Genomic DNA, 22,775 nt, shown 5'->3' on the forward strand with positions numbered 1-22,775 from the left:
GATCAAGAATAATCAAACAACAGCAGAGGCTTGGCGATTTTTACGCGCAGCCCTGATGAAGGCAGCAATAAAGAGTACCGTTAGCACGAGAATTACGGTTGGGGCCGGCGCACTATCGATAAAGAAACTAATGTAAACACCTGACAAACCAGAGAAAAGTGTGATTGCCACAGCAATCGGCAGCATAAACTCAAATCGTTTTGTCAGCAGAAATGCAATGGCGCCCGGGGCGATCAATAGCCCAATCGCCAAGATGATACCCACCGCCGAAAGCGTCGCAACAATGGTCAGCGAAATCAGCGCAAGCAACCCGTAGTGCAACCAACCGGTACGCAAGCCAACCGCCTGTGCCTGAACTGGATCAAAGGCATGCAGCAGGAAATCGCGCCGTTTCGCCACGATCAGCCCGCCAACGATGACCGCAATGGTTCCCGCAGTCCACAGATCGGCCGCGCCCACCCCCAACATATTCCCAAAAAGAATATGGTCCAAATGCACATCGCTTGAGATTTTCGTATAGAGAACGATGCCAAAACCGAACATGCCGGAAAACACGATCCCCATCACCGTGTCTTGTTTGACCCGACTGTTTTCAGACAAAAAGCCGGTTCCAATTGCACATACCATACCCGCCACAAAAGCACCGATAATCAACGGAATATTCAGCAGATACGCCAGCACAACGCCCGGCAAAACCGCATGGCTGATCGCGTCACCCATCAACGACCAGCCCTTGAGCACAAGGTAGCACGACAAAAGACTTGTCGGGACAGCAATGATCGCCATCATCAGGAATGCTTTGTTCATGAAGGCGAACTGGAATGGCATCAAGAGATAGTCCATTATGATGTCCTTAGCGCTTGGGCTGCGCGGCGACGTGCAGCGAGGTAGCCGTGCTTGGGCGCAAAGATAAAGACCACGATAAAGATCAACGTTTGCAGCGTCACAATCAGCCCGCCTGTCGCGCCATCTAGGAAATAGCTTAGGTATGCACCGACAAAACTGGTCCCTGACCCAATCGCCACGCTCAGCGCCAAGAGCCGCGGAAACCGATCCGTTAGTAAATACGCCGTCGCACCCGGCGTCACCACCATTGCGATAACCAAGAACGCCCCAACGGTCTGCAGCGCAGCCACGCAAGAAGCCGACAGCAGTGTAAAGAAAATGATCCGCAACGCATCTACGCGCAGCCCGATAGATCGCGCATGGGTTTCATCAAAGAACGTGACCATCAGGTCTTTCCATTTCGCCAAAAGAATCGCGAGCGTCACAAAGCCGATGATCGCCAATTGCACCGTGTCAGACGGCGTAATGGCTAGGATATTCCCCATTGTGATCGTCTGCACGCTGACCGAGGTCGGCGACAGAGAGACCATGAACAATCCCAACCCAAAGAAGGACGTGAAAATGATCCCGATCACCGTGTCTTCTTTGAGGCCAGACCGTTGGTTCAAAAACAGCATAGCACCAGCAGCAAGGCCCCCAGCAGCAAATGCGCCAAGCGCAAATGGCAATCCCAGCATATAGGCCCCTGCAACGCCCGGCACGATGGAATGCGACAGCGCGTCGCCGATCAATGACCAGCCCTTGAGCATGAGATAAGCAGATAAAAATGCACATACCCCACCGACAAGCGCGCTAACCCACATGGCGTTGAACATATAGCTATAGCCAAACGGCTGGAGCAGCGTTTCAATCATGCGCTGTCGCCTTCGTCATCATGCCCATAGACCACAAAAGGGCGTTCATCATCGGTGATGACCCGGATTTTACGTGCATCATCATCGTCATGCAGATCAGATCCACCGATCACAAAATGGCGCAGCACACCGCCAAAAGCATGTTCAAGATTTTCACGGGTAAATGTTGTTTCCGTCGGACCAAAGGCCAGGACCGTTTCCTTGACCAGAACGGTGCGATCGCAGAACTCTGGGACCGAACCCAGATTATGCGTAGACACCAGCATCACACGCCCCTCGTCCCGCATTTCACGTAACAGCTTGATGATGGCTTCTTCGGTTTGGACATCAACCCCGGTAAAAGGTTCGTCCAACAAAATAACCTTGCCGTCCTGCGCCAATGCCCGCGCGAGAAACACGCGCTTGCGCTGTCCGCCTGAGAGCTCGCCAATTTGGCGTTTGCGAAATGCCTCCATCCCCACCCGCGCAAGAGCGGCTGTCACAGCATCGTGGTCGGCGGGTTTGGGATTTCGGAAAAATCCCATATGCCCGTATCGCCCCATCATAACGACATCTTCCACGAGTACGGGAAACGACCAATCGACTTCTTCGGACTGTGGGACATAGGCGACAATGTTTTGGCGCAGGGCCTCTTTCACGGGTTTTCCCATGACGGAAATGCGCCCGCCTGCGGCTGGGACAAACCCCATGATCGCCTTGAAGAGCGTGGATTTCCCCGCCCCGTTCACCCCGACAAGTGCGGTAATCGTACCAACGGGGATATCAAAACTGGCGTGCCGCAATGCCGTATGACCATTACGATAGGTTACGGTCACATCATCGGCGACAATGCCTGAGCGTGGTGTCACTGGGTTAATCCTTCGGCAATGGTCTGCGAAGTGACGCGCAGAAGTTCGAGATAGGACGGCACCGGGCCATCAGCCTCGGTCAGACTATCAACATAGAGAACCCCACCGTAGGCTGCCCCGGTTTCACGGGCAACTTGCTGTGCGGGCGATTGTGATACCGTGCTTTCGCAGAACACCGCAGGGATTTCATTTTCGCGAACTGCATCAATGACACGGCGCACCTGTTGCGGGGTCCCTTGGCTGTCGGCGTTGATGGGCCAGAGGTAGAGCTCTTGCATTTCAAAGTCGCGCGCCAAATAGCTAAAGGCGCCCTCACAGCTTACCAGCCAGCGTTTATCTGTTGGGATCGCAATGATTTCATCGCGTAACGGCGCAATCGCCTCGGTGATCTGTGCCTTGTAGGTTTCTGCATTGGCCATGTAGATATCCGCGTTCTCTGGGTCATGCGCGACAAAGCCGTCGCGGATGTTATCAACGTAGACAAGAGCACTTTGCAGGCTCATCCATGCGTGCGGGTTTGGCTTTCCTTCGTATTCACCCGAGGTAATGCTGATCGGCGCAATACCATCAGTCAGTGTCACGCTAGGCACATCGCCAAGGTTGGTAAGGAATTGTTCGAACCACAGCTCGAGGTTCAGACCATTCCACAAGATCAGATCAGCGTCATGTGCACGAATGATATCGCGCGGAGTTGGCTGGTACCCGTGAATTTCCGCCCCCGGCTTTGTAATGCTTTCGACAATTGCAACATCACCCGCAACATTGCGTGCCATGTCAGCGATCACGGTAAATGTCGTTACCGCTTTGAACTTGTTATCGTCGGCCAAGGCACCGCTAGCGACAAAAACCGCAGATAGCCCAATAACTGTGCGTTTAATCAGCTGACGCATAAGAATGCTCCGTTAATGTAACAACATGCAAATGCATATGAGAATTATTCGCAACTGTAAATCCCACATTTCCCACCACATGACGCAACAGCGCTGAAAATTGCCGCAAACGAACAATGTGAAAGCAGAATTTTCGCCGCACGATACAGTCAAACACCGTCACTGCGACACGAAACCGCCCCAGACGCAAAGGACGAAACGCCCGAAAAACGAGAATACGATACAAAAATTCCCTAAATATAAGCCACTTAGAGACCCAAATAGCCTGAAAAGAAAAAACTCCGCCTTTCAAGTTGCAAATCAAACTAAGGACGGATTTAGTTACAGGCGAAAATGCCAATCCTCGGGGGAAATGGTTTGTCAGCAACCAAGAGCGACAATGCGTTCGTCGAATTTGAACGCGTACAGAAAAGTTACGATGGTGAGAATCTGGTCGTCAAAGACCTGAACCTATCAATGCCCAAGGGCGAATTCCTAACAATGCTCGGGCCATCAGGGTCCGGAAAAACCACCTGCCTGATGATGCTTGCTGGTTTCGAAACAGCCACGCACGGGGAAATCCGGCTTGATGGCGTTTCGATCAATAACATCCCACCACATAAACGCGGCATTGGCATGGTTTTCCAAAACTATGCGCTTTTCCCGCATATGACCGTGGCCGAGAACCTCTCGTTCCCTTTGGAAGTTCGCAAGATTGGCAAATCTGAGCGCGACGAGAAAGTCATGCGTGCGCTGGGAATGGTGCAAATGCAAGATTTCGCTGGTCGTCGCCCTGCCCAGCTTTCGGGTGGTCAGCAGCAGCGTATCGCGCTTGCCCGCGCTTTGGTCTTTGAACCGGAACTGGTTTTGATGGATGAACCGCTTGGCGCGCTTGATAAACAGCTCCGCGAAACGCTGCAGTTTGAAATCACAAACCTTGCGCACGAACTGGGTATTACAGTTGTATACGTGACCCACGATCAGACCGAAGCCCTGACAATGTCAGATCGCGTCGCTGTCTTTGACGATGGCCGCATTCAACAACTTGCCCCGCCAGATGAACTCTATGAGGCGCCACAAAACAGCTTTGTTGCGCAGTTTATTGGCGAAAACAACACGTTGGAAGGTGTCGTTCAAGAAATCCGCGGCGATAGCTGCATCGTTAAGCTGGACAATGGTGACATCATCGACGCGCAACCTGTGAACGTCAGCCAAGTCGGTGAACGCACCAAAGTGTCGATCCGCCCCGAACGCGTCGAATTCGATAAAACCCGCCTCAGCCCCGATGCGCATACGCTCAAGGCCGAGGTGCTGGAATTCATCTATATGGGTGACATTTTCCGGACACGACTGCGGGTGGCAGGCAACGACAACTTTATCATCAAAACACGAAACGCGCCTGATCAAGTGCGTTTGACCCCAGGCAGTCAGATCGAAATTGGCTGGTTGGCACGAGATTGCCGTGCGCTAGACGCGTAATGGCTGAGACAGGGCTGACCTTCACCCGGAGGGTCGGCTCGAACGAACTAAACCGGGTAACATAACGGGAGACTACAATGACTTTGACCAAAGCACTCATGGCCACTTCGGCTCTGACGCTGGCGGGTTCAACTGCCTTTGCGGAAAGCCACATGGCCGACGAAATGACGATCGTCAGCTGGGGCGGTGCATATTCTGCCTCGCAACAAGCAGCCTATCACGACCCCTACATGGAAATGACAGGCGTCACCATCGTCAACGATGAAAGCTCGAACGAAGCGGTCGCAAAACTGCGCGCCATGAACGAAGCGGGCAACATCACATGGGACGTTGTTGACGTTGTTGCATCTGACGCGATCCGCCTGTGCGACGAAGGTCTTGCGCTGGAAATCGACGCGGACGAACAGCTGGCACCCGGCGATGACGGCTCATCTGCTTCTGACGATTTCGGCGATCTGATCGTATCTGATTGCTTCATCCCACAGATCGTTTACTCGACAACTGCTGGCTACCGTACAGACCTAGTTGGTGACACACCTCCAACATCAATCTGCGCGTTCTTCGATCTCGAAGCGTACCCAGGCATGCGTTCGCTTGAAAAGCGTCCAATCAACAACATGGAATGGGCACTGCTGTGTGACGGCGTTGCAAAAGAAGACGTCTATGACGTTCTGGAAACCGAAGAAGGCCAAGCGCAAGCCTTCGCAAAGCTTGATACCATCAAAGACAGCGTTGTCTGGTGGTCTGCTGGTGCTGACACGCCACAATTGCTGGCCGACGGCGAAGTCGTCATGGGCACAACATACAACGGCCGTCTGTTCAGCCTGATCGTTGAGCAAGAGCAGCCCGTTGAAATGCTGTGGGACGCGCAAGTGTTTGACCTTGATGGTTGGATCATCCCTGCGGGCCTAAGCCCAGAGCGCGAAGCACGCGCATTGGACTATGTCCGGTTTGCGACAGATACACAGCGCCTCGCTGACCAAGCGAAATACATCTCTTACGGTCCAGCACGTGCATCTTCTGCTCCGCTGGTTGGTCAACACGCAACACTGGGTATCGACATGGCACCACACATGCCAACAGACCCAGCGAACGCGACAAACACCTTCCTGTACAACTACGAATGGTGGGCTGATTACCGCGACGATCTGGACGCAAAATTCCAGAGCTGGCTCGCACAATAAGCCATAGCGACTGCGCAAGGTGGGGTGACCTGCCTTGCGCATCTTCACCTACGGGAACTCGAGATGCCAAAAGGCTATATCATCGGCCATATCACCGTGAACGATCCTGACGCCTATCAGGAATACATCACCAAAGACACGCCCATGATCGCAGCCTACGGAGGCAAACCAATCGCCCGTGGCGGGCAGGCCGAAACGCCCGAAGGGGCCGCCTTTGAACGCCATGTGATTTTCGAGTTTCCAGACTTTGAAAGCGCCAAAGCGCTATACCATTCCAAAGAATACCAAGAGGTCGCTCGCATCCGCCGCGAAACAGCGCAGAGCATGATCGTCTTGGTCGAAGGGGTCTAAAAAATGGCAGAGCCAGTCCTTGCCGCCGATGGCACACCTCTCAAGGCCAGCCTAAAACGTGCCTTACGCCGCCAAAAGATGCGCGCGCTGTTGTTAATCGCGCCCCTCCTTTTGTTTATTATGCTGACGTTCATTATCCCGATTGGGCAAATGCTCTTTCGGTCGATTGAGAACCAGATCGTAAGCGATACAATTCCGCGCACTGTTGCGGCACTTGATAGCTGGGATCACGACGCCGATGAGGTGCCCCCTGCCCCCGTGTTCGAGGCACTTGCCAAGGACATGATGATCGCAGCCGAGCTGAAAGAGCACACGCGTCTTGGCAGCCGGTTGAACTATGAAATGTCGGGGATTTCCTCACTGTTCCGCAAATCAGGCCGTCGTGTCGATGACATTGGTGAGGTCTACACTGACCAATTCACCGATCTGGACCCAGCCTGGGAGGACCCTGCGACATGGGTTCAGCTTTTGGCGGCCCCAAGCTGGATCGCAGCGGGCGACGCTTGGGATGGCAGCGGTGCGGAACCTGCATTCGAAATTTCAAACGATGCCACGACCCAATTTCCAGAAACCGCAGATATCTACGCTGATTTCGCCCGTGTCATTCAAACTGAAGACAACGATAGCCCCACCGAGGAAGAACCCTGGAACGTGGTCTATCTTGCGCTTTACAACGATCTGATGGCTAATCCGGGCGCAACTGCGCCTGCAGAATTGGCGGGCCTGATTGATACGACGCGCAGCGCCCTGCCCGGTTTTGAGGTCGAAGACGTCAAAGCAAGCTTTGAAGATATCGACGACGATTGGATTAGCGCAGATGTTTGGGAAACGATCTATACCTATAGCCCAGCTTACACCAACGGCTATTTCCTCAACGCGATTGACCTACAAAAAACCCCTGACGGGATCGAATGGCAGCCCGAGAACGAACAGATCTACCTGACCCTGTTCTGGCGCACGATGCTGATGTCGCTGACAATCACCTTTAGCTGCATTTTGCTTGGCTATCCCGTCGCGTGGATGTTGGCGAACCTGCCCTCGCGCAAAGCCAACCTGCTCATGATCCTTGTTCTGCTACCATTCTGGACATCGCTGCTGGTGCGGACATCCGCATGGAAAGTTCTGCTGCAAAACCAAGGGGTCATCAACGACCTTCTGGTTTGGTTCGGCTTTGTCGCGGATGACAATCGGCTTGCGCTGATCAACAACGCAACAGGTACGATTATCGCCATGACGCATATCCTGCTGCCATTCATGATCTTGCCGCTTTACTCTGTGATGCAAACCATCCCACCAAGCTATCTGCGCGCCGCAAAATCGCTGGGTGCAACCAATTGGACGGCCTTTTGGCGGGTGTACTTTCCGCAATCTGTACCGGGGATTGGCGCGGGTTCGATCCTCGTGTTCATTCTGGCCATTGGTTACTACATCACACCAGAAATCGTGGGCGGGACCAAAGGTGTCTTTATCTCGAACCGGATTGCCTACCACATCTCTAGCTCACTGAACTGGGGCTTAGCTGCGGCACTGGGCGCAATCCTTCTGGCGATCGTTCTCGCGCTCTATTGGGCATACGACCGGATCGTCGGCATCGACAACGTGAAACTAGGGGGCTGATCTGATGAGCTTGCCAATCTATGCAACCACGGGTCAAAAGATCTGGTACTACACCTTCCGCGTCATCGTTGGATTGATCCTGTTCTTTTTGATCGCACCGATCATCATCATTATCCCACTGTCGTTTAACGCCGAGAACTTCTTTACCTTCACGCCAAAGATGCTCGCGTTGGACCCAGAGGGCTATTCGCTGAAACACTACCGGGACTTCTTTACCAACCCTGACTGGATCAGACCTTTGAAGAACTCTTTGATCATCGCGCCCTTCGCGACGATCCTATCGGTTTCGCTAGGGACCTTGGCCGCAATTGGTCTGTCACAATCGCATGTGCCATTCCGCCGCGGGATTATGGCGATCCTGATTTCACCGATGATCGTTCCATTGATCATTTCGGCAACTGGGATGTTCTTTTTCTACAGCCAAATGGGCCTGTGGATGGAAGAAACCTTTGGCATCTCCAAATCCCTGTCAGGCTATATCAAGGTCATCTTGGCCCACGCCGCGCTCGGTATTCCCTTTGTGATCATCACCGTGACAGCAACGCTGGTGGGCTTTGACCAATCACTGACACGGGCCGCTGCGAATATGGGCGCCACCCCGACCGTCACCTTCTTTCGGGTGCAGATGCCGCTGATCCTACCCGGTGTGATCTCGGGCGGATTGTTTGCCTTTATTACCTCGTTTGATGAGGTGGTTGTGGTTCTTTTTGTCGGTGCCGCTGCGCAAAAGACGCTGCCATGGCAAATGTTCACGGGCCTACGCGAACAGATCAGCCCGACCATCTTGGCGGTTGCGACGGTTCTGGTCGGTATCTCGATTTTGCTACTCACGACAGTCGAACTGCTCCGCCGCCGATCTGAACGGTTACGGGGCATGTCGCCTAGCTAAGACACCGAAATCTCATCTCGAAAGGCGGGCCATCAGTGCCCGCCTTTTTTGTTAGGGAAGCACGTGTAGCCAGCCCCACACGGTGATGATCGACAACCCCGTCCCCATCAACACCGCAGAGGCCGCAACCCGACGCGCCCGACCATACATGTTTGCAAAGACATAGGCGTTTACACCCGGTGCCATTGCGCTGGTCAGGATCGCAGAGCGCATCGCCTCATCGCTGAGTTCATTAATTCCCCCCAGTACCCAAACAATGGCCGGATGAAGCACCAATGAAATCGCAACGACAAACAAGATCGCGCGCATGTCACCCTCGGGGCGATAACGATAGAGCACCCCGCCCAACCCAAAGAGAGCCGCTGGCAAAGCCGCACGCGCAACCAGATCTAAGGCATCAGTGAAGACGGTGGGCACGGGTAAACCACCCAAGTTCACAACAAAGCCAAGGCTAATCCCGATGATCAGCGCATTGCTAAACATCGCCTTCAGCACTTTGCGTGGTAGCGCGGCGACACTACCACCCCAGTTGCGAACGATTTCCATCGCGGTGATCCCGACCCCATAGCAAAACGGCGAATGGATCGCGATAATTGCGTAGTTGGCCTGCAAGGCATCGCTGCCGTAGGCACGCTCCGTAATCGGAAGGCCCAGCAGCAGCGAATTTGAAAACAACCCGCAAAATCCAAAGGCAACGCAGTCTTCCCAATCGCGCCCGAATAGAACGCGGGCGCCGATGAAACCTGCGGCAAACCCAATAAGCGCCCCCGTGTAAAAGGACAGCAGCAGTCCGACATCAAAGTTCTGCTGCAAATCCAAAGTCGAAATCGCACGAAACAACAGACAGGGAATGGCGAACCCTTGGGTGAACTTCATCAACCCATCAACGCCGCTATCGCTAAAGTACCTTTTCCACACCGCGAGGTACCCAAAACCGATTACAAAAAACACGGGGAGAATGACGTCAATTAACGCGGTCATTGGTAGCTGTTCCTTTGGGTGCGGCAGAGCCGCGGTGTTTTCCTGTCAGCGCGACAGATTAGCGAAGGTCAAACGTCAACGTCAGACCATCATAAGCTGGCACAACATGGCCCGGCGTTTCATCCGCCACGGTCGCGTAATCCAGATCATTATGCATATTGGTTAGAACTGCGTGTTTGGGTTGCGCCTTTGCAATCCAATTCAGCGTTTGTTCAAGGTGCGAATGGGACGGATGCGGCGCACGACGTAGGGCGTCGATAATCCAATAGTTCAATCCGGCGAGATAGGACCAGGAGCTATCTGGTATCGCTGACACATCCGGGATGTAGGCAATATCATTGAACCGAAAGCCAAGCGCATCAATATCACCATGATGCACCTTAAACGGCGTAAGACTGATCTCTCCGCCCGCGCCTGAAATGGTGAGAGGGCCGTCAATCGTGTTCAGCTCGCAAATCGGCGGATAGGAAGACCCTTCGGGTGTCTCAAAGATATATCCAAACCTCGCGACGAGCGCGGCAGAGGTTTCCTTATCAGCCCAAATCGGGAGCTTCTTACGGGTGTTGAAAACGATCATCCGCAGATCATCAATTCCGTGGACGTGATCCGCATGCGCATGGGTGTAGACAACTGCATCCAGCGCGCCGACCTGTGCGTCCAGCAGTTGATCCCGCAAGTCAGGTGAACTGTCGATCAAGACACGCGTTGTGCCCTGCGCACCCTTACGTGTCAGCAAGATCGAACAGCGACGCCGCCGATTTTTGGGGTTGCTGGGATCACAATCCCCCCACAGGCCACCAAGGCGCGGAACCCCACCAGAGGAACCGCAACCTAAAATCGTGACCATGAGCTGATCCGTCATTGTGCCGCTTTCCAGAATAACCGATCAAAGTTTTCTGTCGTCCGCAGGGCGAACTCTGCGTAGTCAACACCAAAGACTTCTGCACCGACACGGGCTGTATGCGCCGAATATGCGGGTTCATTCCGTTTGCCGCGATATGGCGGAGGCGCGAGATAGGGGCTGTCTGTTTCCACCAAAATACGGTCGAGCGGCGCGGTCGCGAAAATATCGCGTAGTTCCTGGCTCTTGGGGAATGCTGCAATACCAGACATCGATAGATAAAACCCAAGATCAAGCGCAGCCTTACCCAATTCAGCAGAGCTCGAAAAGCAATGCATCACGCAGGTATACGCGCCATTCGCATATTCCTCGGATAGGATCCGCGCCATATCATCGTCAGCGGCACGCGCATGGATAATCAAAGGCAGCTTTGTTTCGCGGGCCGCCGCGATATGTACACGCAAGCTTTGCTGTTGGATTTCTTTGCTATCCGCAGTGTAGTGATAATCAAGCCCGGTCTCACCGATCCCGACGAACTTTGGATGCGCGGCTAGCTTGATTAGTTCATCAACCGTGGCAAGCGGCTCTTCTGCGGCGCTCATCGGGTGAGTGCCCGCAGCATAAAAGACGGGATCATATTCCTCTGCGATAGCGCGCACTTGCGGTTCGAGACGCAGGCGTGTGCAAATCGTCACCATACGTTCCACACCTGCATCCAACGCACGCTGGATAACCTCGGGGCGTTCACTGTCAAAGTCTGGGAAATCAAGGTGACAGTGGCTGTCAACGATTGTCGGTTGGGTCATGGTGCGGCTTTCAGGCTGCAGCGACGCCAAGCGCCGTCTCTTCTATCTTGAAAATGATATCAAGGATCAAAGCAGCAGGGTCAAGGTTCACCGCCCGCCCATGCCGCGATCTATTCGATAAATCTTGCTGTAGCTGCGCCCACTTACGCGCCATGCGGTCATCGGGTGCAATGCGCCCGAGCAGTCTGCTTTCGCCGGGCGCACCTTGGGTGGTGGGTGGTCCCATCAGCCCTGCCCGTGCGGCACGCGATAGGAATAGATCAATCAGGTCCAAACACATCCCAAAGCGCACGTCTGCCGCGCGCCCTGTACAGCTATCCGCAAGCTTGAGCGCCGCGGGCCGATCTATGCGTGGCATGCCATCAAGTAATCTGACCAATTCAGCATAAAGCGCCAATCCGTCATGACTCAGCAATCGGATCGCATCCCCAGCAGAGCCAGCCGCCAGCGCAGCTAAACTCTCGACGCTGTCTGCCGTATGCCCCGATTGCTCCAGCGCAAGCTGCAAATCCGACGGCGACAATGCGCTACACCGCAATTCGCGGCAACGGGACCGAATAGTCGGCAACAGGCGCGAGGGCTGATGCGCGATCAGCATAATCACCGTATTTGCGGGCGGTTCTTCGAGTTCTTTCAGTATCGCATTTGCCGCGTTGCGGTTCAGCTCGTCAGCCGCATCGACAATCACAACGCGCCGGCCCCCGTCAGCCGAGGACATTTGGAAAAACGTCTTGAGCGTGCGCACGGCATCTACCGTGATTTCGGCGCGCAGCTTTTTGGTTTTGTCGTCCCATGGTCGCCGGATAACCGACAGACGCGGATGCGCACCTGATTGGATAAGCCTTGCATCCGGATGCTCTGGGTCGACTTGCAGGCTTGGATCACCAAATAGACCGCTGCCTTGATCCGCCAAAAGGAAAGTCGCAATTTTCCATGCGAGCGTGGCTTTGCCCACTCCGCGCGGCCCGGTGATCAACCAACCAGAGTGCATACGCCCTGATTGGAACGCCTCAAGAAAATCCGCCTCGGCTTTGGACTGCCCATATAGAACCTTCGTCTCACGGGGATGCGGTGCCCCTTCGATCCGGTCAGGTTCAGGAAGAAGATCATCAGTCATAGGTGCGCTGCAATTTCGCTGGCGATTTGATCAGCTGTCCGGTTGCCATCAATCAAAACGCATCGCTCGGGATGATCATGCGCAAGCGCAAGAAAACCGTGCCGCAGTGTTTCTTGGAAACCCAAGCCGAAATCCTCGAACCGATCCTCGCCAGAGTTGCGCGCCAATCCGCGTTCCAGCGCGACTGCAGGATCCATATCGATGATGAATGTTAAATCAGGTTCGCGACTGATCATCAGGCTGTGCAAGCTATCAACCATTGCGCGCAGATCGCCGCGTGTCGCCCCCTGATAGACCCGCGTACTATCGGCAAAGCGGTCACAAATGACAGTTTTGCCTTCACGCAGTGCGGGTTCAATCGTCTTTTCCAAATGATCGCGGCGGGCTGCGGTAAACAGCAAGATTTCGGTTTCGGCGGACCAACGATCTGGGTCCCCGGTCAGAACAAGCTGCCTGATTTCCTCGGCGCCGGGGCTACCGCCGGGTTCACGTGTTAGAATAACATCACGGCCTTGGTTCCGCGCGAATTCGGCGAACATGCGTGACTGTGTAGATTTTCCTGAACCGTCGATACCTTCAAACGTAATGAACTTGGGCGTACTCATGCCTCTTCGGGTTCCTCAGACGATTGCGGGCCAAATTTATTCCACAAAACGATTGCCGCAGTGCGTAGGCGCGTGCCAAATCCACCTTCGGCAACATCGGTTTCAGCGATCAGGGGAACGCGTTTCTCAGGCAAGCCATCAAGGCTGATCACCAATTCGGCCAATTCTTCGCCTGCGGAAATTGGTGCAGCGATTGGACCGTTATAAACGACCTCTGCGTCGACTGCGCCCTGATTGAGGACAGGCACAAGCAGCGACAAATCCTCTGCCACGGTTAGCCCAACGGTCGGGGCATCGCCGCGCCATACCTCGGCCGAGGCAATCCGATGACCGGCGTCAACCACGTCTTTTTGTGCAAATTGACGATAGGCCCAATTCACAAGACGTTCTGCCTCTTCTGCGCGGGATTGTTCGGTCGGCAGGCCGGTCAGGACAAATATGATGCGACGATCACCTTGCTTGGCCGAACCAACCAAACCGTAACCTGCCTCGCTGGTGTGCCCGGTCTTGAGGCCATCCGCACCGATGCCCAACGACAAGATCGGATTGCGATTGCGCGAATTTGATGGAACACGGCCATCAAAGGCAAATTCACGTTCTGCAAACAACGGATAGTAAGTTGGAAAGTCGCTGATCAAATGATCTGCAAGGATTGCCAAGTCTTCGACAGACATGCGGTGCCCAGCAGCGGGCCAACCATTTGAGTTCGCAAAGGTCGAATTATGCATACCCATTTGCTGCGCGCGTTGTGTCATCATCCGGGCGAATCCGGCCTCTGATCCATCGGGTGATAATGCCTCGGCCAGAACTGCGCTCGCGTCATTGCCCGATAGAATGATCACACCACGCAACAGGTCTTCGACGCTCACCCGGTCCGTGGTGTCCAAAAACATCGACGACCCCGTATAGGCAGCCGCATGCGATGAAACGGGTAGTTCTTCGTCAATGGTCAGGCGACCGTCGGCAATGGCTTCGAAGGCCATGTAGACCGTCATCAATTTCGACATCGAAGCAGGCGGCAACGGTACCTCTTCGTCCTTGGCCAAAAGAACGGTACCCGTCGTCTGGTCGTAGACATAGGCCGCGCGCGCCGCAGTATCAAAAGTTTGCGCAAAGCTTCCTGTGGCACCAATGCAAAGCGCAATAACGGCGTAGCGTAGTTTGGAATAGATCATATGACCAATGCTCCGATTTGGTTATTCGTCGGGAACGACAAAGGCGTCCACATACCCAAGCGATTTCAACTGCTCAAGCGCTGCATCATCTGCAATCGGCCCTGCGATAACACGCCAGACTGTGCGACCCGCTGCGTCCATTTCTTCGACAGCAGATTTGATCCCCGCAATGCGGATAGTTTCCGCTGCTTGATTTGCGTTGCGCTGCACGCTGAATACGCCAATTTGTGCCAGAGGCGCAGACGGGTCTCCGCTGGCAGCGACAACAGTAGGAACAGTTGCATCGGGTAGCACCGCCTGCCCGGCTTCTGCTGCTGCAATGGCTGCGGCTGCACCAGCGATTGGATCAACCGGTGCGTCGGGTAGATCAACCGCAACAGATGCTTCAGCCGCTACAGGCGCATCATCAAGCACGGTTTCAGAGACGTTGACAGGAGCGGCAAGGCTCGCGACGACGGGGTTTTCTTCGACTGTTTCTTCCGGCTCAACCGGTACTTCGATTTCTTCACGTCGTAGAACAACCACGTTCAGCTCTGTCGGCGCGCCGGCCAAAAGCCCGAGTGCCTCGGCAGCATCAGATGAGACCTGCAACAGCGGCCCAGGGTTTTCACGCTCGCGGCGGAATAACGCCCCCACAATCGACTGACCATTCGCTGGATTACGGATAATCACACGCTCTGGATCAACAGCGTCGGGGTGTGCAACCCAGACACCGCCCAAAGAAGGGCGCCCATCCCATAAACCGCGATCCGTAACCTCAAAGATATCGGGCCGTTCTACGTCGGTCTCAGTTTGAACCAACTGCGAAATACGCGCCGCCCCGCTTTCTTCTTCTGGGGCGCTCTCTGCAGAGGGAAAGGCGAATTCGCCGTTCTCATCGCAAGCGGCCAAACCTACGCTTGCGGTTACCGCCAAAATGAATGGTCTTGTCCTGTGAATAAATTTTTTTCTGCCCATCAAACTTCGCCCCCAAATGTTGCGCCCCGAAAACCGGGATGTCAGCTGTTTACCAACTGCTATTATTGCTGCCCGCGCCTTGCAATACTTGGCCAAAGAACACAACCCACCCCTAGCGCAGCGCCTGCTTGTTCGGACGATAACGCCCCCCCGTGCGTTATGGAAGAGTCTTGAAAAAATTGTCGGCGGAATTCCCCAATGCAGAAAGATGCTTTTCGAATCATTTAAGACCCGTTAGAGACCCCCGCACGGAGGCTTGGCAGAGTGGTCGAATGCACCGGTCTTGAAAACCGACGAGGGTGAAAGTCCTCCCAGGGTTCGAATCCCTGAGCCTCCGCCACCACACTCAATTGGTAAGAATTCGCATTAAGCTGCGGGATCTGCACTTTGCGGTGATTATGCCCGCTTTAACAGCGTTTTTAATTGGTTACCTGATATCCAAGGCGCTAGATTCGATCTTTGGTGCTACCCCAAATCGGGGCAAGCTTGCGCTGCCCTACGGCTATGGCATCACGCACTTCACCTTTGGCGGCATGTTCAATCTCGATGAGCGCTGCCCGATAGGCCGTCGCGCCAAAGACTGCAGCGCTTCCGGCGACTTTATGACAGCGCGACGCGATCTCGCCAAAGTGATGATCATCGGTGTCACCTAACCAATCGTGCAAGGCTTCGGCCTCGTGTACGAATTGTGTACGCAGCCCCTGATATTCCTCATCCCCGAGGATATCGCGCATATCTGACTGATTAGATTGGGCAATATCTGTATCTTGGGCCGATTGCCCGTCCGGCGCAAAGCGGTGCAACACATCTGCAAGTGCATCTCGCGAGAGCGGCTTGATCAGAATGTCATTCATCCCGTCTTGCAAAAACGCCTCTTGCTCGGCTGCCATCACGTTAGCCGTGAGGGCGACAATTGGGGTCTTAGCACATCGCCCGTCACCACTACGGATCGCGCGTGTCGCTGCACGGCCATCCATAATTGGCATACTGATGTCCATGAGGATCAAATCAAAGTGATTGTCATTCGTAATCTCGACGGCCGCAGCGCCATCGTGGACCTCGGTTGTGGTGTGACCATCGGCATGCAACATCCCTCGCACGACTGCCCGGTTAATTTCGTTATCTTCAACGATTAGAATGCGCAGGCCGATTGCGGGCGCCTTGCGCGTCGCCTCTTGGGGCTTTGGAAGGTTCGGTGCAACTGTTGGGCTAAACGGCAAGAGTACACGAAATGTGCTCCCTTCCCCCAGGGTGCTCTCGACGCTGATATCGCCCCCCATCGCCAACGCAAAGCGACGCGCGATGCTGAGCCCGAGGCCCGTTCCGCCGACGTTGCGATCATATGCTGTACTGCCGGTAACAAAATCTTCAAAAATGCGATCCTTGAGATCATCAGCGATACCCCGCCCCGTATCGCGCACGCAAAAGGCAATATCGACAACATGATCGTGACGCGCCACAACCTCTGCGCTGACGTCAACACGCCCACCTTCGGTGAATTTCACCGCGTTACCCACCAAGTTCATCAAGATATGCTGCAACCGATCAGGGTCAGAAATGACCCAGTTTTGCGCACCACCAATCCAACGCCACCCCAGTTGCGTGCCATGAGACGTCGCAGTACCGCTTTGGCTATCGATAATCGTTTGAAGCAGTGCATCAATATTGACTGGCACTTCACGCAGCTCGAGCTGACCAACGTCATAGCGAGAGATGTCCAAGACATCCGTGACATGCCCCAGCAGCAAACGCCCCGAGGTCTCCATGTTGCGAATGTAGCGCACCTGTTGGTGGTTTAACTTGGTATCCTGAATAAGTGAGAGATTCCCAAGCAAACCGTTCAACGGCGTGCGAATTTCGTGGCTCATCGTCGCAAGGAAGTCCGTCTTGAGGCGATCCGCTGCAAGTGCCTGATCGCGGGCTGCGATCAATTCTTTTTCCGCCCGAACACTGGCAGAGATATCACGCAAGAACGCAATAAAAATTGGGCCGGCATCCGTTTTTGCCGACTGCATCGATAGCTCAATCGGGAATATCTCTCCGTTTGCGCGTTTCGCGTCCATCTGCACGCGGCCATGTTCCGACAAGAGTAATTCGATATCGACATGCTGGCTCAGCGCTTCAGAAGCGTCTCCGTCAATATCGGGTAGGATCAGTGGTGCGAGAGGCTCGCCCAAGACATTTTCAGAGCGATAACCAAAGATGCCTTCGGCAGCTGCGTTGAACGCCAATATATTGCCATCCCGATCCCCAACGATTACCCCATCAAGCGAGGTCTCGATCACGGTATTCATCCGCTCTGCGCTTTGCTCGATCTCTTGCTGGCGCTTGCTGTTTTGAAGGTTCAGACGGTTCAAATAATAGATGGCGACCGCTAGCCCAAAGATCAAAACCAGCACAAGAAAGGCCAATTGCAACAGCGAATTGGTGAAAACCGCCCTCCGCTCGTCCGCGTCGATCGCAAAATAATCGAGAGCTGCATTGGCAATTTTGCGCACCTCTGGACGGGTCTCTGCTGCGCGCGTGGCCAACTCACGAAGCCCCGCGTGCAAAACCGCGTCATCACTATCGATCAGCGGAACGGACTCGTCCAAAAAAGCGCGGACATTCGCCAATGCTTCTGCGTAGGTAGGGCTTTGCCCCAGTGCAATATAAATCGACGCAGCATGCAGAGTTTCAACACGACTGTAAAACACGTCAAACCTACGCCGCATCTGCGTTAGCCCCAATTCTGGGTTCGCCGCGACAAGGTTCAATTGTTTTGAAAACTCTAGAAATTCAACTTCGGTCTGGGAGATCGTCCACTGAACGTTGTCTGAACTGGCAGAGTTCAATTCGCGCAAATCACGAACCACTGTCGCGGTCAAAAAGAGGATAGCCCCCAGAATTGCACATCCCGCGATCAGGAAATACTTTTGACTAATTAATCGTGGGTCGCTCACAAATGTCGCCAACGCTTGGTCCTAGCAATAAGGACCCCAGCCTAACGAACAAATTCGATACGGTCGAGCTGCCAAATACTACGTGAGTAGATCACTTCGCTTCGGTAGTCGTCGCTATCATCGTAAGGGTAGACAATCCACAAAGGTCCTTTGTCTCGCACCGACATTAGCGCATCATTCAGCTTATAGGCAACCATCGGACCACCAATAACCGCATCCTCGACTGGAATTTCGATCGTGTAATCGTTGATCGCCGATGCCCGCAAGACACCTTCACTCACCCCTAGGTGGTCAATCAAGACGTGCAACGGCACCCCTTCAAAGGTCAGAACGCCCTCAGTCCAAATTGTTGAAGTCTCGATGATCTCGCTCTCAAGCGCCATCAACATATCCATGTCGAACTGTGCCGTGTCATCAACGTTCGTCTTTTCAATCTCACCAGAGACGGTCAGCACGACCTCACCCTCAGGTAAGCCGAACTCCTCTGCAGCCGCGTAAAGCGGAATCAGAAGTGAAATGACACAGGCGTGAACGATGGCACGCAGAAGATCGCGCATGAAAATGCTCCAGATGACTTTTATGGACTTTTTTATGGCATAATATCCGCAAAATTTCATTGAAGCATCGGGATAGCGACCTACCCTTTCGGGTAGCGTAGTTAGAGGAGCGTTAACGAAAAATATGACCCTACCTTATTGCCCATCGGGCCGGCACAGTTTAGTCAACCCCTTGACGCTACGGCAGTTTAGCAATTTTGCTTGCGCCCCCAATTCGTCCTATTTGCTTTAGTTGAGCAAGACGCCGAAAGGATATCTTTTGAGAGTACTGATTGCCGATGATCATGACCTCCTGCGCGATACGCTGGTGCTGTTTTTAGAGAATGGAAACGGTATCAACGTCACCGCGACCGGTACGCTTGCCGATGCACACCGCCATATTCAAAACGACCCGGCCTTTGACCTTGTCATTCTTGACTACAATATGCCCGGAATGAACGGGCTTGAGGGGCTGACATCGACGCTTGAACTCGGCGATGGTCAGCGCGTCGCCCTGATCTCAGGAGAGGCGTCCAAAGAGATCGCAGAGCAAGCGCTTGAGGCGGGTGCCGCAGGGTTTGTCCCCAAGACTTTACCAGCAAAATCAATGATTAACGCCATTCGGTTTATGGCAATGGGTGAACAATACGCGCCATTGAAATTCATGACCGAAGAAGAAGACACCCCAAAAAACGCACTGGCTGCGAAGCTCACTCCGCGCGAACGCGACGTGCTAAAGGGATTGACCGAGGGCAAGTCGAACAAACAGATTGCGCGTGATTTTGATATCTCAGAGCCGACGGTAAAGCTGCACATGAAAACGCTGTTTCGCAAACTCGATGCGACGAACCGGACACAGGCCGCAATGATTGCCCGCGAAGCGGGGCTCTTCTGATCCTATCCCTTCGGATAGGGGGTCGCCGCATTTGCGCCACAAATTTGCACCATTGCACCCGCGCACTCGGTAGAGGCACCTGATAAGTTAACTACGAAGAAGGATAGTAGTTAGTGTCAAAGGCATCCACCACTCACGGAAGCGACCTTGTCCCGACATTTGGTCCTTGGCCGATTTGCTAGCTGCTAAAACTGGGTATCACTCGAAACGGCCGCCTCCGTTTCAGCGACATGACCACTTCTTTGCGAGGCGCAGTGTTTCAATTGCGTCACCACCCGATTGGACCCGCCTCGCCCTCCTCTTCCTAGAGACAAACGAGACCCGGCTGATCGCGAATTAGCCCCAGTTTTCGAGAAGTGGTTTGCCGTTCTTCACGTGACGCGCAATCAGATTGCGCCGCGCCGGGCCCTCAATCAACGGCAATGCTGGGGCCGTTTCATAGTCACGCTCGGCAAGCTCTGGGAACAGCACAAGAATCTCTTCACGAGCCCCTGCAGAAACAGAGCGCAACGCCTCGGGGCCTGTAAATAGGCTCTCGGACGGGGCGCCATTCGCCAAGACCACCTCGTGCTGATCAAACAGCATATGGTAGTAGGTGACTTCTTGGACAGTTTCATCGATGTAGATACCGGGAATTTCGGTCAGCTTGATAGCCGCGACCAATACGTCCTTTGCACCAAACATTCGCTCAGTAATTTTAGAAGAGACCTGCATGCGATGTTGACGGGACACCAGCAAGTCCTGCGTCGGCAAGCCATTACCCAGCGCACCTTTGGTGATCCGAATGGGGCGCAATTTAGGGTTCTCTGCCATTTCAGCGGCTGAAACCTTGCGACCGCCGATCCATTTAATATCAAGCAGTTGGCCGCCAGTGTTCAGAACCTCATCGCCAACCGCAAGCTCTGCAATCATGCGCGCGCCATGCCCGGTTTCGATCAACGTTTCCGCCGCAAAGCAAGCAACCCCTGTTTGCTCGAGCAATTCAGAGGCGGTGATGCCATTAAGTCCCGAAAGACCCGTAATTGTTCCGTCTATTGCAGTGTTGTCGCTGAAATCGACGTCAGGGCCAGTCGCGCTTTGGTTTAGGATGCCATCATCGGCAAGATCAGCCTCGAATTCCTTTTGATTGGTATAGAACGGCGACAGGTCGATATAATCGTTATTGGTGTTATCGCCGTCGTCGGCATTTGTCGCACCCGTTCCAAAGTCGGTAATCTGCAGGTCTTCGCCAAGGGTATAGACAAAGGTATCGTTTCCGCCACCACCGGTCGCAGTTGTTGTACCAGCCCCACCAGTAAGCGTATCGTCACCCGTACCGCCGTCGAGCGTATCATCGTCAGCACCGCCATCCAATGTGTCGTTGCCCGACCCACCCAGCAAGATGTCATCACCAACACCACCGATCAGCGTATCGTTACCTGCACCGCCATCAAGCGTATCATTCGAACCACTCGATACGGAATCGAAACTCATTTCCGTCAGGTCGATCCGCTGACCGCCGGTTTCGGCGTTGCTATATACGATCGTGATTTCCGATACGGGACCGGGAATCTCGACCAATAGTGATCCGTTAGAGTTCGCTGAATTAGTACCGCCACTACCATCATTCGCAATCGCGGTATCATTGCCTGCCACCCCATCTGTATCTGAAAGGGTCATATTTGACCCGCCCGTCAGATTGACAGTTACCGCATTACCATCTGCATCAATCGCCGTAATCGTAACGATGTCACGCCAATTACTGTCATCGATATCATTGAGCCGAAACGTAACGTTTTCAACTTCATCAGGTAAATCAGGGTTTTCAGGAGAAAACGAAATTGTCGTCGTCGAAGATGCCGTAACTCCAGCCGACGCCGTCCCGCTTTGGATGACAATGGCCGCGTTGTTGGACACATCCGGGTCAAGACCGTTCGTATTTTGAGTTTCACCCGTGTAGTATACGAAAGCTGAGCTATTATCAGGGGTGTCGTCTGTGAACGTAAAGTTCACACCAACATTTCCAGCGTTCAAGGTAAAGCCGCTAGAAACATCATCTAAGTTATCAATCGCAGTTCCATCCCCGCTAGGGTCGGGAATAGAAGAGTAATCAAGAACTACAGTTTCACTTTGAAACAACCCATCACCGATGAGCGTGTCATCGCCACCGCCACCATAAATCGTGTCGTTCCCGTCCCCGCCGGTCAGCGTATCATTTCCAGAACCACCTGAAATGGTATCCGCACCACCACCACCGTCGGCAACTAAATTTGAGTTCGTCCCTGAGGCATCAATAACCTCGTCCGCGTTGGTCAGTGTCAGATCATCGACCATTTCCAACGATTCAGTATCGACAATATCAATACCGTTCTCAAAGGTCGTCGAGACCTCAAGATAGGATACCTCACCCACGAGGTCGTCATCGTAGAACCAGTTGGATTTGCCGATCAGGTTTGAATCCCGTTCAACATCATCAGGCACCGCATCCGTACCGAGGTTCTGGGTACCAATCACGGTCCCATTTTTAATGATGGTAAACTGCCCAGTGTCGTCGATCGTGACATTCCACTCGGCGGTCTCGCCTTGGATCAGAGCGTCCTCAACAACGATCCGGTAGCGGGTCCCGTTGTCGTTCCCCCCCGTGCTATTATCGTAAACCTCAAAGAACACATCGTTGGTGTTGCCCAACTGGCCAAAGACGATTGCGTCGTTGGAGGGCCCCGGACCAGTACTGAAATCAAAAATACGCTGCCAGCTTCGTCCGCCTGACAAATCATCAAACCGCGCAACTGCGGTAGCTTCAAAAACAGTAGCCATTCACTCGTCCAAAATTTGTATTGTCGTCCCGGGTGGTCCCTCGCGCGTAACAACCACGGCGCGCGAAATCCAGAGCAAATAGTCAACAAAATAAGACTTCTAACGAAAAAATAGTTAATTTTCACCCCGGCGTAGTTTATGAAAATACTTAACTCAACTTTCACGCGAGAGGGCGGTAAAATTTCGG

General features: G+C 53.8%; 19 protein-coding genes, 1 tRNA gene and 1 pseudogene. 7 read left to right on the forward strand and 14 right to left on the reverse strand.

All coding sequences use genetic code 11. From position 1 onward, the window contains the following. Nucleotides 1-12: 12 nt before the first annotated feature. Genes TW80_RS06615 through TW80_RS06630 form a run of 4 tightly spaced genes read right to left on the reverse strand, consistent with a single transcriptional unit; the run spans nt 13 to nt 3,438 of the window. Nucleotides 13-843, reverse strand: coding sequence for a metal ABC transporter permease (locus TW80_RS06615; protein WP_045996476.1), 831 nt, complete (start codon nt 841-843; stop codon nt 13-15). Beyond that, the gene (locus TW80_RS06620; protein WP_045996477.1) at nt 843-1,700 is read right to left on the reverse strand and encodes a metal ABC transporter permease; all 858 of its coding nucleotides are present in this window, start codon (nt 1,698-1,700) and stop codon (nt 843-845) included. The genes TW80_RS06615 and TW80_RS06620 overlap by 1 nt, the downstream gene beginning before the upstream one ends. Then, nucleotides 1,697-2,548 (reverse strand): manganese/iron ABC transporter ATP-binding protein, encoded by an 852-nt coding sequence (locus TW80_RS06625; protein ID WP_045996478.1) that lies wholly within the window; start codon nt 2,546-2,548, stop codon nt 1,697-1,699. Before TW80_RS06625 ends, TW80_RS06620 begins: the two co-directional genes overlap by 4 nt. Further along, entirely contained in the window at nt 2,545-3,438 is an 894-nt protein-coding gene (locus TW80_RS06630; RefSeq protein WP_045996479.1) for a metal ABC transporter substrate-binding protein, read from the reverse strand. Before TW80_RS06630 ends, TW80_RS06625 begins: the two co-directional genes overlap by 4 nt. A 333-nt stretch (nt 3,439-3,771) precedes the next feature. Between TW80_RS06630 and TW80_RS06635 the strand changes: the two genes are divergently transcribed. From TW80_RS06635 to TW80_RS06655, 5 genes and pseudogenes are all read left to right on the forward strand, one after another. Continuing rightward, nucleotides 3,772-4,896 carry an ABC transporter ATP-binding protein gene (locus tag TW80_RS06635; RefSeq protein ID WP_446720130.1) on the forward strand — a complete coding sequence of 375 codons (1,125 nt, stop codon included), beginning with the start codon at nt 3,772-3,774 and terminating at the stop codon, nt 4,894-4,896. Nucleotides 4,897-4,973: 77 nt separating this feature from the next. Further along, nucleotides 4,974-6,080 (forward strand): extracellular solute-binding protein, encoded by a 1,107-nt coding sequence (locus TW80_RS06640; RefSeq protein ID WP_045996480.1) that lies wholly within the window; start codon nt 4,974-4,976, stop codon nt 6,078-6,080. Nucleotides 6,081-6,143: 63 nt separating this feature from the next. Beyond that, a complete protein-coding gene (locus tag TW80_RS06645; protein WP_045996481.1) occupies nt 6,144-6,431 on the forward strand; it encodes a DUF1330 domain-containing protein in 288 nt (95 codons plus the stop codon). 3 nt (nt 6,432-6,434) lie between these two features. Beyond that, the gene (locus TW80_RS06650; RefSeq protein ID WP_045996482.1) at nt 6,435-8,048 is read left to right on the forward strand and encodes an ABC transporter permease; all 1,614 of its coding nucleotides are present in this window, start codon (nt 6,435-6,437) and stop codon (nt 8,046-8,048) included. A gap of 10 nt (nt 8,049-8,058) precedes the next feature. Beyond that, nucleotides 8,059-8,937: pseudogene (locus tag TW80_RS06655) on the forward strand (ABC transporter permease); the annotation flags it as partial. Nucleotides 8,938-8,988: 51 nt separating this feature from the next. Here TW80_RS06655 and TW80_RS06660 read toward each other — a convergent pair. Genes TW80_RS06660 through TW80_RS06690 form a run of 7 tightly spaced genes read right to left on the reverse strand, consistent with a single transcriptional unit; the run spans nt 8,989 to nt 15,377 of the window. Continuing rightward, nucleotides 8,989-9,918 carry an AEC family transporter gene (locus TW80_RS06660; protein ID WP_045996484.1) on the reverse strand — a complete coding sequence of 310 codons (930 nt, stop codon included), beginning with the start codon at nt 9,916-9,918 and terminating at the stop codon, nt 8,989-8,991. A 58-nt stretch (nt 9,919-9,976) separates the two neighbouring features. Continuing rightward, complete coding sequence (locus TW80_RS06665) at nt 9,977-10,780, reverse strand: MBL fold metallo-hydrolase (protein WP_045996485.1); 804 nt, start codon at nt 10,778-10,780, stop codon at nt 9,977-9,979. Further along, entirely contained in the window at nt 10,777-11,565 is a 789-nt protein-coding gene (locus tag TW80_RS06670) for a TatD family hydrolase (RefSeq protein WP_045996486.1), read from the reverse strand. Before TW80_RS06670 ends, TW80_RS06665 begins: the two co-directional genes overlap by 4 nt. Before the next feature lie 10 nt (nt 11,566-11,575). Continuing rightward, the gene (locus TW80_RS06675; RefSeq protein WP_045996487.1) at nt 11,576-12,682 is read right to left on the reverse strand and encodes a DNA polymerase III subunit delta'; all 1,107 of its coding nucleotides are present in this window, start codon (nt 12,680-12,682) and stop codon (nt 11,576-11,578) included. After that, nucleotides 12,679-13,287 (reverse strand): dTMP kinase, encoded by a 609-nt coding sequence (gene tmk / locus TW80_RS06680; RefSeq protein ID WP_045996488.1) that lies wholly within the window; start codon nt 13,285-13,287, stop codon nt 12,679-12,681. The genes TW80_RS06675 and tmk overlap by 4 nt, the downstream gene beginning before the upstream one ends. Further along, a complete protein-coding gene (locus TW80_RS06685; protein ID WP_045996489.1) occupies nt 13,284-14,462 on the reverse strand; it encodes a D-alanyl-D-alanine carboxypeptidase family protein in 1,179 nt (392 codons plus the stop codon). Before TW80_RS06685 ends, tmk begins: the two co-directional genes overlap by 4 nt. 21 nt (nt 14,463-14,483) lie before the next feature. After that, nucleotides 14,484-15,377: an SPOR domain-containing protein gene (locus tag TW80_RS06690; protein WP_239450496.1), complete on the reverse strand. Its 894-nt coding sequence runs from the start codon at nt 15,375-15,377 to the stop codon at nt 14,484-14,486. Between the two features lie 292 nt (nt 15,378-15,669). On the opposite strand from TW80_RS06690, the gene TW80_RS06695 reads away from it, so the two are divergent. Continuing rightward, nucleotides 15,670-15,759 (forward strand) — tRNA-Ser (locus TW80_RS06695). A 106-nt stretch (nt 15,760-15,865) separates the two neighbouring features. Here TW80_RS06695 and TW80_RS06700 read toward each other — a convergent pair. Both TW80_RS06700 and TW80_RS06705 read right to left on the reverse strand, forming a co-directional pair. Further along, nucleotides 15,866-18,373, reverse strand: a complete 2,508-nt coding sequence (locus TW80_RS06700; protein WP_162197155.1) for a hybrid sensor histidine kinase/response regulator — start codon at nt 18,371-18,373, stop codon at nt 15,866-15,868. A 29-nt stretch (nt 18,374-18,402) separates the two neighbouring features. Then, nucleotides 18,403-18,918, reverse strand: coding sequence for an oxidoreductase (locus TW80_RS06705; RefSeq protein WP_045997071.1), 516 nt, complete (start codon nt 18,916-18,918; stop codon nt 18,403-18,405). A gap of 259 nt (nt 18,919-19,177) precedes the next feature. Here TW80_RS06705 and TW80_RS06710 point away from each other — a divergent pair, with 259 nt between their 5' ends. Next, entirely contained in the window at nt 19,178-19,792 is a 615-nt protein-coding gene (locus tag TW80_RS06710) for a LuxR C-terminal-related transcriptional regulator (RefSeq protein ID WP_045996491.1), read from the forward strand. 336 nt (nt 19,793-20,128) lie between these two features. Here the strand turns inward: TW80_RS06710 and TW80_RS18470 are convergent, their stop codons facing one another. Then, entirely contained in the window at nt 20,129-22,588 is a 2,460-nt protein-coding gene (locus tag TW80_RS18470; RefSeq protein ID WP_052700904.1) for a Hint domain-containing protein, read from the reverse strand. Nucleotides 22,589-22,775 lie beyond the last annotated feature (187 nt).

Origin of the sequence: Loktanella sp. S4079, assembly GCF_000967725.1 — a bacterium.
Lineage (GTDB): Bacteria > Pseudomonadota > Alphaproteobacteria > Rhodobacterales > Rhodobacteraceae > Yoonia.